Source organism: Tsuneonella sediminis (assembly GCF_051912845.1).
In the GTDB taxonomy this organism is placed as follows: Bacteria; Pseudomonadota; Alphaproteobacteria; order Sphingomonadales; family Sphingomonadaceae; genus Tsuneonella; species Tsuneonella sediminis.
Genome location: NZ_JBNCBU010000004.1, coordinates 29,684 through 42,369, shown reverse-complemented (window position 1 = coordinate 42,369; position 12,686 = coordinate 29,684). Strand labels below are relative to the sequence as shown.

Below are 12,686 nucleotides of genomic sequence, written 5' to 3'. Positions count from 1 at the left end.
CTCAGCGCGCGAGTGTGAACGCGTTGCGTTCGCCGTCGTTGGCGAGCAGGACCTGTGCACCCAGCGGATCGGTCGCGGCCATCGAGGCGACCGTGGCGGGTTCGTCAGTGCGGGCGATGAACCGGCGTCCATCGGGCAGCGCCCCAACCGCAATCGCGTAAACCGGACCCTCGCGGCCGTGGACCACGGTATAGGTCTCGATCCGGCCCGCTCCCTCGACGAGTCCGGCGACTTCGGGCGCGCTTTCCGCGGCGCGGGTCGCCTCGCTCCAGCCGGGGAATGGAGCGGGCAGGGACGAGAGGACCAGAGCGGCGTACTTGCTCTGGAAACCGCCGTTGGCGCCCACGAGGCCGTAGGAGCCGGGCGAGCCGCGCAGCCGGTTGACCATGCTGGCCACGGCATGGCTCGAGTATCCATTGCCGGCGCCGCCGAAGTAGGGAAGGCCCCCGGTTACCGTCAGCCCGCGCGGGTCCTCCGCCGAAAGGTCGAGGTGGTCGATCGCGGTCGAGAATACGGCGATGGGAAAGCACGAATAGAAATCGAGCGAGGCCATGTCGTCGATCGACTTGCCGGCCGCGTCCAGCGCCGCGTCGAGCGCGGCGGCGGCAGCGGGGTAGGCCCCGGGATCGGCACGTTCGAGGATGTCGGGCTCCGCCGCCTGCGCTGCGCCGTGGATGTAGACCCACTTGTCCCGCGGCACTCCTGCTTCGCGTGCGGCCTTCGCCGACATGACCAGCAGCGCGGCGCCCATGTTGACCTGGTCGCGAGCGACGACCTTGAGCGGGAAGGGGTCGGCGATCATCCGGTTTTTCGGAGTTATCGTAGCGATCTCTTCGGCGGTGAGGGGGTCGCTCGCCGCGCACGAATAGGGGTTGCGGGCGGCGACCGCACTGAACGGCGCGAACAGCTCGCCCATCGCCAGCCGATATCCCTCGCGGCCCATGCCCAGCCGGGCGCGGCGAGCGTTCTCCTGCAACGCATAGGCGATGGGCGCGCTGACGATCCCGTGGACAATGCCCTGTCTGGTCAGCATCCGCGCCGAGCCGCGATCGTCGACCTCGCCCTCGTCGTGCTCGGCCCAATCGCGAGTCTCGCCGAGGCCGACGAGGTGGCGGGTCGTCGAGATCGCTTCGGCGCCGAAAACCATCCCCGCAGCAATCTCGCCGCGCGCAACCCGCTCTGCCATTTCAACCAGCGCGGTGACCGGCGACTGGCCACCGACGGCCTCGAGCACGGCATGCTTGGGGGTCAGACCGGCACGCCGGGCGACCGCACGCGGGAACTTGTCGGGCTTGCCGAACGGAGACGGCGCAGCCCCGGAATCCTCGAACGTCCGAATGGCACTGACCACGGAGATCAGCGGCTTGAGGTCGGTCGTCGCTTGTGAGTCGGCCAAGGCTCTTTCGGCCGCCCAGGCAGCGAGATCCGCAGCGTTGCGCGCGCGGTAATCCGGCTCGCCGATTCGCTCGACGACCTGGCCGACGCCGACGATGACGGGTGTCATGTCGTCAGGTTCGACGCGGGTCAGCTGAACCATGTCACACCTGTCACACTGTCCTGGCGAAGAAATGTCCCGCGCCCCGCGCACGCTTCACGAAAGGGGGAGCGGGAAGCGGGGGCGGGCGTCATCGGCCCGCCATCGCATATCGTCCGGGCAGTAGGAAAGTGTCCGCTCAGCGGTTGAACTTCTCGCCCGCTTCGGCCTTTCGGCGCAGGTAGTCGCTCACCGGCAGGCCGTGTTTCTCGAGACCCGCGACGACGGTGTCGAGACCGACCGTATCGGCCCAGAACATCGGACCACCAGTGTAAAGCGGCCAGCCGTAGCCGTTGATCCACACGACATCGATGTCGCTCGCGCGCTGGGCCATCTTCTCGTCGAGGATCTTCGCTCCTTCGTTGACCATCGGGTAGAGCAGCCGCTCCCGAATCTCGTCCTTCGAGATTTCGCGCTGCGGCTTGCCTTCCTTCGCGGCGAAGTCGGCGATGATCTTCCTGGTCTCGTCCGACGGGGTGCGGTTGCGCGAGGCGTCATAGTCGTAATAGCCCTTGCCCGCCTTCTGCCCGAAGCGGCCCGCTGCGCACAGTGCATCGCGGATCGTCTCTATCCTCGACGGGTCGCGATGCCAGCCGATGTCCGTGCCGGCGAGGTCGCCCATCTGGAACGGGCCCATCGGGAAGCCGAATTCGAGCAGGACGTCGTCGATTTCCCAGTAGTTCGCGCCCTCCATCAGCAAGGCGTTGGCCTGCTGCTGGCGCGGGCTGAGCATCCGATTGCCGATGAACCCCGGACACACGCCGGAGACGACGGCAACTTTGCCGATCTTTTTGGCGAGCTTCATCGAAGTGGCCAGAACATCGTCGCGGGTCTTCTCGCCGCGCACGATCTCGAGCAGCTTCATGACGTTGGCCGGCGAGAAGAAGTGCAGGCCGATGACGTAGCCCGGCCGCTTGGTCGCGGTCGCGATCTCGTCGACGTTGAGATAGCTGGTGTTCGAAGCGAGGATCGCGCCCTGTTTCACCACTTCGTCGAGCTTTGCGAAGACCTGCTTCTTGACGTCCATGTTCTCGTAAACGGCCTCGATCACGAGGTCGCAATCGGCGAGGTCGGCGTATTCGAGCGTGGGTGTAAGCAGGCCCATCGCCTGCTCGACCTGTTCTTCGGTCATGCGGCCGCGCTTGGCGGTGTTCTCGTAGTTCTTGCGCATCGTGCCGGTGCCCCGATCGAGGGCGTCCTGCTGCATCTCGAGAATGGTTACCGGGATGCCTGCGGACAGAAAGTTCATCGAGATGCCGCCGCCCATCGTGCCGGCGCCGATCACACCGACCTTCCGTATCGGGATCAGCGGGGTGTCGGCGGGCACGTCGTCGATCTTGTTCGCCGCCCGCTCGGCGAAGAAATAGTGGCGCATCGCGGCCGACTGGGTGCCGGTCATGAGCTTCATGAACAGCTCGCGCTCCTTCTTCACCCCTTCCGCATAGGGCAGTTCGCCTGCCGCCTTCACCGCCTCGATGCCCGCGTTGGGCGCGTCGAAGCCGCGGATCTTGCGCGCCATCTTGTGGCGGAATTCGTCGAAGATGCCGGGGTTCTTCACGCCGTCCTGGTTGGCGGTGCCCTCGCTGGCGCGCGGGACCGGCTGGCCGATCTTGCTGCGCGCGAAGGCGATCGCGTCAACCTCGAGGCTATCCTCGCCGACAATCTCGTCGACAAGGCCGATGCCTTTCGCCTTCTTCGCGCTTATCGGATCGCCGCCAACGACCATCGGCAGTGCGGCTTCGGCGCCGACGAGGCGCGGCAGCCGCTGGGTGCCCGCGGCACCGGGGATCAGGCCGAGCTTGACCTCGGGCAGTCCCAGCTTCGCGCTGGGAACCGCGACGCGGTAATGGCAGGCGAGCGCGACCTCGCATCCGCCACCCAGCGCGGTGCCGTGGATCGCGGCGACGACCGGCTTGCCGCTCGCCTCCATCGCATCGAGCGTCTCCGGCAGGCTCGGTCCTTGCGGTGGCTTGCCGAACTCGGTGATGTCGGCGCCCGCAAAGAACGTGCGCCCGTCGCAGCGGATGACCATTGCCTTGACTGCGTCGTCGGCAAGACCCGCCTCGATCTCGCGCTTGAGGCCGGCGCGCACGGCCTGACCGAGCGCGTTGACCGGCGGGTTGTCCGAAACGATGACCAGGACTTCGCCGTCGCGGTGGGATGAGATGGGGTCGGACATGGGCAGGCTCCTCAGGCGCGGCTGTCGGTCAGCGCGGAATAGATCAGGGTCTTCAACTGGCGACGGATGGGATAGGCGCTCGACGGGTAGACCTGCGTCATGAACACCATCGTGATTCCCTCGACCGGGTCGACGAAGAACGCGGTCGAGTAGGCGCCGCCCCAGTAGAACTCGCCCCGGCTTGCGGGCATCAGCGTCTTCGCCGGATCGATCACGGTCGCAAAGCCGAGGCCGAAGCCGACGCCGGCGTTCTGGCTTTCGGAAAACAGGCTCTGCGACAGCTGGGTCAGGTCCTGCCCGCCGGGAAGGTGGTTGGCGATCATCAGGTGCAGCGTCTTGGGGCTGACGATCCGCGCGCCGTCGAACTCGCCGCCGTTCACCAGCATCGTCACGAACCGTTGGTAATCCGCCGCGGTGCCGACCAGCCCACCGCCGCCGCTGTCGAACTTTGCCGGGATGGCAAGCTTGCTGGTGGGGCCGGCGTCGATGAGACGGGCGGGCTTGCCTGGCACGTACTGGTAGGCATCGACGAGCCGGTCCGCCTGTCCTTCCGCAACGCCGAACGCGGTATCTCTCATGCCCAACGGTTCGAAGATGTGCTGGCGGAAATACTCGCCCAGCCGCATTCCGCTCAGTCGTTCGACCGCGATGCCCAGCACGTCGGTCGATACCGAGTAGTTCCACCGATCACCCGGAGAGAACTCGAGGGGAAGCTTCGCGAGCCGCGCGACGAACTGGTCGGAATCGAGGTGCGCGCGCGCGAAATCGAAGTTGCTTTCACGGTAGGCCGCATCGACGTTCGTGCGGTTCTGCAAGCCGTAGGTAAAGCCCGACATGTGCGTCAGGAGGTCGACGAACCGCATCGGTCCGGCGGGCTTGCCAGGATGGAACGGCACCTGTCCGCTCCCCCCTCCGGCGAACACAGAGAGATCGGCGAATTCGGGAAAGACCTTCGTCACAGGGTCCTCGAGCGCGACCTTGCACTGTTCGACCAGCTGCATGAATGCGATCGAGGTGACCGGCTTGGTCATGCTGGCGATCCGGTACAGCGCGTCCTCGCGCACGTCTTCGCGTCCTTCGCCCATCGTGCCGCAGCGCATCGAGTAGACCGGCGTTCCGTCGCGCGCGACGATCAGCTGCGCCATCGGCAGGCGGCCGCCGTCGACATAGGCGCTGCGCAGGAATGGCTCGATGCGGGCGAGCCGGTCGGCATCGAAGCCGCATGCGGCGGATTGTGTCGTATCGAGCATGGAGCGATTCTCTCCCAAGGTCGCCGAAGCAGGTTGTGTCCAGCCATACCCGGCTTTCCGCGAACGGCAACCTCGATCGTGCGTCCCAGACCATACCATTTGCCCGAAACGGCGCTTGCGCATGGTCTGCGAACCCGTAAACTGCACTTCGAAAACGGAACTGGGAAGAGGGCGTGCAATGGGTGAAGCGAACCTGGCCGAAGCGATCGGCTGGACGCCCCCGGCCGGCTGGCCGGCAATCTCGCGAAGCGAGGCGCAGGCGCGGCTGACCGCGCCTGGCGAGCGGTTCGAGATGGAAACGATCGACATCCGCGGAGTGCCTACCCGGGTGTGGAAGAACGCGCCGCCGAACCTGCGCGCTCTGATGATGGTGGCCCGCATGCACGGGACGCGCGAGGCTTTCATCTACGAGGACGAGCGGGTTACTTTCGGCGCCTTTCACCGCGCCGTGGCGAAACTGGCGGGCGAGTTGCGCCAGCGCGGGGTGGGGAAGGGGGACCGCGTTGCTCTCGCCATGCGCAACCTGCCCGAATGGCCGGTTGCCTTCTTCGCCAGCGTCACGATCGGAGCGATCTGCGTTCCGCTCAATGCGTGGTGGACGGGCGGCGAACTGGCCTACGGCCTCCGCGATTCAGGGACCAAGCTACTGATCTGCGACGACGAGCGGTGGGAGCGCGTCGCGCCGCACCTTGCCGACATACCCTCGCTTCGACACGCGTTCGTTTCGCGCGCGTCCGGCGCACTGGAGGGACCGGCAGAGCATCTCGAAAGCGTGATCGGCACTCCGCCCACCTGGGGCGGCCTGCCCGATGCCGAGATCCCGCCCGCGGAGATCGCGCCCGATGACGACGCGACGATCTTCTACACGAGCGGCACGACCGGCAATCCCAAGGGCGCGCTCGGCACCCACCGCAACCTCGTCACCAACATTTTCTCGAGCGGCTACAACGCCTGCGTGGCAGCCCTGCGCCGGGGCGAACAGCCGCCCGAACCGGCGCACAAGACCACCCTCACCGTCATTCCGCTGTTTCACGTCACCGCGTGTTCGGCAGGGCTGATGGGCATGGTCGCGGCGGGGAACACCGCGATCTTCATGCGGCGGTGGGACCCGGTGAACGCGTTCGAAATCATCGAGCGCGAGAAGGTCAACGCTACCGGCGGCGTGCCGACGATCGCCTGGCAGCTGATCGAGCACCCTGACCGCGACAAGTACGACCTCTCCAGCCTCGAGGCGATCGCTTATGGCGGGGCACCGTCGGCTCCCGAACTGGTCCGCAAGATCCGCGAGGTCTTTGGCGCGCTGCCGGGCAACGGCTGGGGCATGACCGAGACGATGGCGACGGTCACCGGCCATTCGAGCGAGGACTACCTCAACCGGCCTACGAGTTGCGGCCCGCCGGTCGCGGTGGCGGACCTCAAGATCATGAGCGAGGACGGGACCCGCGAGATGCCGGTGGGAGAGGTCGGCGAACTCTGGGCCCGCGGCCCGATGGTGGTGAAGGGATACTGGAACAAGCCCGAGGCCACCGCCGAGACCTTCGTGGACGGGTGGGTACGCACCGGCGACCTCGCCCGACTCGATGAAGAAGGTTTCTGCTACATCGTCGACCGGGCGAAGGACATGATCCTGCGCGGGGGGGAGAACATCTACTCGTCCGAGGTCGAGAACGTTCTTTACGATCATCCGGCCGTCACCGACGCCGCGCTCGTGGGAATTCCGCACCATACCCTCGGCGAGGAGCCCGCCGCAGTGGTCCACCTCGCACCCGGGATGCAGGCCAGCGAAGCCGAACTGCAGGCATGGGTTGCCGAGCGCCTGGCGAAGTTCAAGGTCCCGGTGCGTATCCTGTTCAGCGAAGAAACACTGCCGCGCAACGCAAACGGCAAGATCCTCAAGAAGGACCTGAAGTCGTTATTCGACAATCCCGTGGAAGGCGGATAGCAGGGCCGCGATGGGCGGGTCGAGGCAATCGAGGAGCGGCGAAACCGCGCGCTTCGGGCGCCGGCGCGAGGACGTGATCCACGCGGCGTCCGCGCTGATCAACGATCTTGGCGTCAAGGGCACGACATTCGCCGAACTGGCCCGTTCTGTCGGCCTCAACGCGACAAGCATCACCTATTACTTCGACCGCAAGGACAAGCTGGTCGTCGCTGTGTTCGCAGCGACGCTCGACTGGCTCGAGGAAGCCGCGAACGACGCGGCCAGCCATGCAGATCCGGCCGATCGCCTGCGCGCGTTCATCGCCGCCCACGTCGAACTGCGACGCCGCATACGGCTGGGTGAAAAGGGGCTCATCACTGCGCTGAGCGAAATCCGCACGCTGGATGAGGAGGCTCAGACCCCGCTTCTCGACCAGTACGGCCGGATCGTCGATTGCGTGCGCGGCTTTTTCGGAGACGGACGCACCGGAACCCGGCGCGCGCTTGACACGGCGCGGGCCCATATCCTGCTCGAGACGATGTTCTGGTGGCCAGTCTGGTCGCTGCGCTACTCGATCCGCGATTTCGACCGGCTCGAAGACCGCATGTTCGACATCTTCGCCCAGGGGCTCGCTGCACGGCCCGGCGACTGGTCGCCGCTGCCGCTGGCGAACGAAGCATGGCGCAGCAAGGCTGACGGCGACGCCGAGATTGCCGACGCGTTCCTGCGATCCGCGACGGTGATGATAAATCAGCGCGGCTATCGCGGCGCTTCGGTCAACCGGATCGCTGCGGCGCTCAACGTTACCAAGGGCAGCTTCTACCACCATCACGACGCGAAGGACGACCTCGTCTTCGAGTGCTTCCAGAAAAGCTACGACCGCCTGTCTGCCGCGCAGATCGCCGCACGCGAACTCGACGCAAGCGGCTGGAGCCGGATCGCCAGCGCGCTCGCCGAACTGATCGACCTTCAGTTCAACGACGCGATGCCGCTGTTGCGCACCGCCGCGCTCCAGGCCCTGCCGAGCGACGAGCGTGGCAGCGTCGTCGTGCGGTCGAACCGGCTCGCCAATCGCTTTGCGGGCATGATCGCTGACGGTATCGCGGAAGGCAGCGTGCGCGCGGTCGACCCGATGGTCGCGAGCCAGTTGATCATGCCGGCGCTGAACGGTGCCTATGAGGCGCGCGCCTGGGCGGCCCGCCAGCCCGATGAGGAAAGCGCGGTCCGGCTTTATGCCTGGACGCTGTGCGCCGGGGTGTTCACCGACCCGCCCGAACTCGGCTGATCCACCGAATTCTTGATTTGGACCAAGCGAAAGGGGCCGGGCGGTTTCCCGCACGGCCCCCGATGCCCGTTTCCCCGACTTCGATCAGTAATCGAAGGTGATGCCCAGCGTGTACATCCGGCCATAGGGATTGCCCGTGAACGGATCGTATCCCGCCTCCAGACGCGCCGCCGAAGGATCGCGGTCGAACACGTTCTCGATGCCCGCGCGCAGCATGGCATCAGACCGGCCGAGTTGCAGCTTGTAGTTCGCGAACAGGTCGAGCTGGTGGTAGTCGCGGATTTCCCGGCCAAAGTTGGTCGAGAAGCCATCAGGCGTCGTGGCGCAAGGGGCGGGTAGGGCGGGGCAGCGATCGTCGGTCACGCCCTTGATGTACTTGTACACCGCCCTCAGGCTCGCCGGCCCGACTTCCAGCCCGGCATAGGCGTTGGCCCGCAGCTTCGAGACGGTGCCCGGATCGCGGAAGTAGTTGCTGAAGCCCAGCGCCGAATAGCCGGGCTGCAGGTTCACGCCGCGGAAGATGAAATCGTCCACGTCGTACTTCGTGATGTAGGTGCCCTGCGCGCCGATGCTCGCTTCGACCTCGGCGCCGATCGGCATCCGGTAGTCGATCGCGGCGTCGATACCCTGCGTCTTCACCTTGGGCCCGTTCACCCAGTCGGTCCGCACGCGGGCGATGTCGTTGCCGACCGTCACGCCCTGGATACAGGCATTGCCGGCAAAGGTGATCAGGTTGGCCAGCGGGCTCGAACAGTTGACCGGCGTAGTCCCGTTGGTCTGGTTGTTGCCGACCGACGAGGCGATCGCCTGGCCCGGCGTGGTCGTGATCCGGTCATCGAAATCGTACGACCAGAAGTCGACCGAGCTGGTGAAGCCGCCCGTCTTGATCACCGCGCCGATGTTGTAGGTGAACGCGGTTTCCGGCCCGAGATCGACGTTGTTGCCGAACAGGTCGACCGACTTGAAGTTGTTCGCCGCGGCCTGGATGCCCGCGAGCGTTGTGACCGAAGTCGGCGACACCTGCGCCGCGGTCGGCCCGCGGAACGTCGTGCCGATCGACCCGCGGAAGGTCAGGAAGTCGGTCGCCTCGAAGCGGAACGAGCCCTTGGGATTGATCGTCGATCCGACCGATCCGCCGTAATCCTCGAACCGGACCGCGCCGTTCACCTCGAGCCGCGTGCCGATCGGCACGTTGACTTCGGCAAACAGCGCCTTGACGTTCTGCGTGAGCGCGACCTGCGTCGATTGCCCGAGGAAGATGAACGGGCCGATGTCGGCGCCCGGCCGGCTGAGGCACGACCGGTCGCCCTCGATCGGGCACGGATTCTGGTTGCGGTCGTTGAGCGCATTCAACGGCTTCGAGGTGAAGTACGAATGCCGGTGCTGGGCGCCGAACGCGTAGGCGACCGGCCCGCCGCCGAGATCGAGGCCGGTCTCGCCCGAGAAGATCAGGTCGAAGATGACGTTCTCTTCCATCTGGATCGTGCCGTTGGGGATGTAGATCCAGTTCACGACCTCCGGGCTGTTCTGTGCCGAGGAAATGAAGCCCGGGTTGGCGACCCCGGTGACGCGTGCTCGCGGCGCGGTGTTGATGAAGGGGTTGAACCACAGGCACCCGTTGGCACCCGGGGTTGTGCCGGTGCAGTTGGGGCCGCCGAACCCGTCGAGCGCGCGCTGGAGCCGCCCGCCGACTGCGTCGGTCACCCACGCCTCGCGCCAGTGGCGCTGGTAGGTTCCGAACAGGCTGGCGCGGAACGTGTCGCTGAAGTCGTAATCGAAGCCCGATGAGATGCGCCATGCATCGTCCTCGGCGCGCCCGAACTGGCTACCCAGTTCGTCGGTCGCCGGATTGCCGCCCACGCCGAACGGGCGGAACAGGATGATGAGGGCGTTCGTGGCGAGATTGTTGACCGTGTTGAAGGCCGCGCTGCCTGCCGGATAGCTCTGGTTGATGAAGCCCTGGAATCCCGGGTTGGCCCTCGGCACGGTGAATGCGCCCACGCTGCCGGGGCCACGCGGCCCCTGGGTTGGCGGGAACGACGGCGAATAACGCAGCCGCGGGAGCAGCGAATGCGCCCAGAGCGCCTCGGCGTGCCACCGCAGGTTGTCCGACAGCTCGGCGTCGGCCTGCAGGTAAGCCTGGTAGCGATTGGTCTTCTCGACGAGGTTGTCGAACGGGACGAAGGTGAAACGGCAAATCGGGCTGCCTGTGCCGTTTGGTCCGGTCGTGGACTGGAAACCGCCGAGCGTATTGCAGATGTTGAGCTGGTTGCCGTCAAGCGTCACACCCGACACCGGCGTCGCACCCGCGCGCGGCAGGTAGCTGCCGGGATTGCCCAGGGTCGACCAGCCCGACGGGTTCACCTGGTAGGGCACGTCGGTGATGAAGTCGCGCTTGCGGGCCTGCAGTTCGCTGCGGTGCTGCCAGCCGAACCCGGCGAGGATGTTGAACCCGCCGAAGTTCTTTCCGACGAGAATGCTGGCGTTGTAATCGTCGTCCGACCCGTCGACGAACTTGTAGTCGCCGTTGAGCTGGATGCCGTCGAACCGGCTCTTGGTGATGAAGTTGGCGACGCCGCCGATCGCGTCTGAGCCGTAGGTCGCGGCCGCGCCGTCCTTGAGGATTTCGATCCGGTCGAGCGCGAACAGCGGGATCAGGTTCGTATCGGCAAACCCGTCACCCGGCGCGGGAATGAAGCGGCGGCCGTTGAACAGCACCAGCGTACGCTGTGCGCCGAGGTTCCTGAGGTTGATCGACCCGTTGCCCTGGAAACCCTGGCTGGCGGTCGAGAACTGGTTGGAATCGCCCAGAACCGCGCCGCTGGAGGGCAGGTCCTTGATGAATTCGAGCGGGTTGGTCACGCCCGCGGCGGTCAGTTCTTCCGCCGTGCTGACGTCGACGGGAAGCGCGGCATCTTCCGGAGTGCCGCGGATGAGGGTGCCGGTAACGACGATCTGGCGTTCGTCCACCTGGCCGTCTTCGGCCGTCTGCGCAACGGCCGGTATGCCCACCATGCCGGCGCTGAGCGCGAGGCAGGCGCAGGTGTGACGCAAAGCTGTCTTGGTCATCGGTTTCCTCTCCTGTGACACGGACTTGTCTGATGCCGCCCTTTGAGGCGGGATACCCGTTTCTCGAAATTGAATGTCAACGAGGCCCTGCTGTCAAGCTGATATGGGCGATTTTCTCTCGGTGTGCGGGTAATAATGTTGCGATGTTGGAATTGTGCAACGACCAAACCCTTGGACCCTAACCAAAGTTCTACCTCGTTCGCGGCTCGCGCACCGCGAAGGTCATCAGCCCGAGCGCGGCGACCAGTGCCAAAAGCACCAGCGTGAACAGCGGCGTGAAGCCCGCGACCGCTACCAGCAGTCCCGCCAGCACCGGGCCGGCGGCGGCGACGAAGCCTTCGGCGGTGGTCACGAACGCCAGCCGCATCGGAATGTCCTCGTGCGCGCCGAATTCGAGCACCATGGTCGTCGAGGCCAGCATCCAGCCCGAGCCTCCGGCCCCGAGAAGGACGAACGCCAGATAGATCGGCGCGGCCGTGGCCGAGACCGTCAGCAGACCCACGCCTGCGATCACCGACACGAGCGAGAGGATGTACACTATGCGAAAGCCCAGGCGGTCTCCCATCCCGCCCCACAGCAGGTTGGAAATGGTGTCCGCCCCGAGAAACGCGAGGCTCAGCCCGCCGATCAGCGCGCCGCTTAAGCCCAGCCTCTGCCCGGCGTAGACCGTCCAGAACGGCCCGCCGATCCGGATGGCGGTCGCCAGCGCCTGCGCGCCGATGAACCGGGCAAAGTCCTTGTCCTCGAGCAGCTGCGGGAATTGCCGGATACGTTCGCGCAGAGGGATGACCGGACGGGAGGCCGGTGCAGCGGGTTCGCGGATCATCGTCTGGAGCACAAGCAACCCCGCGCTGGTCAGGACGAACGCGAACAGAAACGTCGTCGCGTAGCCATTGCCGAGCCACTCGCCCGCGATGAAATAATGCCCCGCGACCCACGCGAGCGCGGCGGCGATCAGCCCTCCCGCCAGGTTGCGATAGCCCTGCAGCCGCCCGCGCCGGTCGATGGGGATGACCTTGGCCATGAGCATCTGGAATGCGACCCGCTGCGCGCCGTTGAAGAACCCGAGGAACAGGAACAGGCCGAGCGTTACCCACACGAGCGCGCTGCCCGTCAGCGTCCAGCCGGCAATTGCGAGGCCAAGGATGGCGACCCGCATCATCGATCCCACCCTGATCGAATAGGGCAGGATATGGCTGCGGTGCTCGATCCTCGCGCCGCTGAGAATCGGCGAGACCGTGGCGCCGAGCTGGAGCAGGGCGGTGCCCAGACCGACGGCGGCGGGGCTGCCGGTGATGGCCAGCAGGTAGGCAGGGATGATCGTGGGCGCATAGATCAGCCGGAACCCGGTCATCCCGAGGATGCCGTGGATCATGTTCGCGGTGTAGTTGCGCCGCAGGTTCCCCTGCACGAACCGCGCGTGGCGAACGAACGAGTCGCCCTCGCCG

General features: G+C 66.1%; 7 protein-coding genes. 2 read left to right on the top strand and 5 right to left on the bottom strand.

Annotated elements, in window-relative coordinates:
- Position 1: 1 nt before the first annotated feature.
- The 3 genes from ACPV3N_RS13100 to ACPV3N_RS13090 all read right to left on the bottom strand — a co-directional run bounded on the left by ACPV3N_RS13100 (position 2) and on the right by ACPV3N_RS13090 (position 4,963).
- Positions 2–1,537 carry a TLP1 C-terminal extension domain-containing protein gene (locus ACPV3N_RS13100; RefSeq protein ID WP_440118498.1) on the bottom strand — a complete coding sequence of 512 codons (1,536 nt, stop codon included), beginning with the start codon at positions 1,535–1,537 and terminating at the stop codon, positions 2–4.
- 136 nt (positions 1,538–1,673) lie between these two features.
- Entirely contained in the window at positions 1,674–3,713 is a 2,040-nt protein-coding gene (locus ACPV3N_RS13095) for a 3-hydroxyacyl-CoA dehydrogenase NAD-binding domain-containing protein (protein ID WP_440118496.1), read from the bottom strand.
- Positions 3,714–3,724: 11 nt separating this feature from the next.
- Positions 3,725–4,963: a serine hydrolase domain-containing protein gene (locus tag ACPV3N_RS13090; RefSeq protein WP_440118494.1), complete on the bottom strand. Its 1,239-nt coding sequence runs from the start codon at positions 4,961–4,963 to the stop codon at positions 3,725–3,727.
- A gap of 178 nt (positions 4,964–5,141) precedes the next feature.
- On the opposite strand from ACPV3N_RS13090, the gene ACPV3N_RS13085 reads away from it, so the two are divergent.
- Positions 5,142–6,905, top strand: coding sequence for a class I adenylate-forming enzyme family protein (locus ACPV3N_RS13085; protein WP_440118492.1), 1,764 nt, complete (start codon positions 5,142–5,144; stop codon positions 6,903–6,905).
- A gap of 10 nt (positions 6,906–6,915) precedes the next feature.
- Positions 6,916–8,169 carry a TetR/AcrR family transcriptional regulator gene (locus tag ACPV3N_RS13080; protein ID WP_440118490.1) on the top strand — a complete coding sequence of 418 codons (1,254 nt, stop codon included), beginning with the start codon at positions 6,916–6,918 and terminating at the stop codon, positions 8,167–8,169.
- Between the two features lie 84 nt (positions 8,170–8,253).
- Here the strand turns inward: ACPV3N_RS13080 and ACPV3N_RS13075 are convergent, their stop codons facing one another.
- Positions 8,254–11,238, bottom strand: a complete 2,985-nt coding sequence (locus ACPV3N_RS13075; protein WP_440118488.1) for a TonB-dependent receptor domain-containing protein — start codon at positions 11,236–11,238, stop codon at positions 8,254–8,256.
- Between the two features lie 190 nt (positions 11,239–11,428).
- Positions 11,429–12,649 (bottom strand): MFS transporter, encoded by a 1,221-nt coding sequence (locus ACPV3N_RS13070; RefSeq protein WP_440118486.1) that lies wholly within the window; start codon positions 12,647–12,649, stop codon positions 11,429–11,431.
- Positions 12,650–12,686 lie beyond the last annotated feature (37 nt).

What these genes read in the sequence shown, in the direction of transcription:
- ACPV3N_RS13100 (WP_440118498.1), bottom strand. Translation starts at nt 1,537, where the DNA reads ATGGTTCAGCTGACCCGCGTCGAACCTGACGACATGACACCCGTCATC.
- ACPV3N_RS13095 (WP_440118496.1), bottom strand. Translation starts at nt 3,713, where the DNA reads ATGTCCGACCCCATCTCATCCCACCGCGACGGCGAAGTCCTGGTCATC.
- ACPV3N_RS13090 (WP_440118494.1), bottom strand. Translation starts at nt 4,963, where the DNA reads ATGCTCGATACGACACAATCCGCCGCATGCGGCTTCGATGCCGACCGG.
- ACPV3N_RS13085 (WP_440118492.1), top strand. Translation starts at nt 5,142, where the DNA reads ATGGGTGAAGCGAACCTGGCCGAAGCGATCGGCTGGACGCCCCCGGCC.
- ACPV3N_RS13080 (WP_440118490.1), top strand. Translation starts at nt 6,916, where the DNA reads ATGGGCGGGTCGAGGCAATCGAGGAGCGGCGAAACCGCGCGCTTCGGG.
- ACPV3N_RS13075 (WP_440118488.1), bottom strand. Translation starts at nt 11,238, where the DNA reads ATGACCAAGACAGCTTTGCGTCACACCTGCGCCTGCCTCGCGCTCAGC.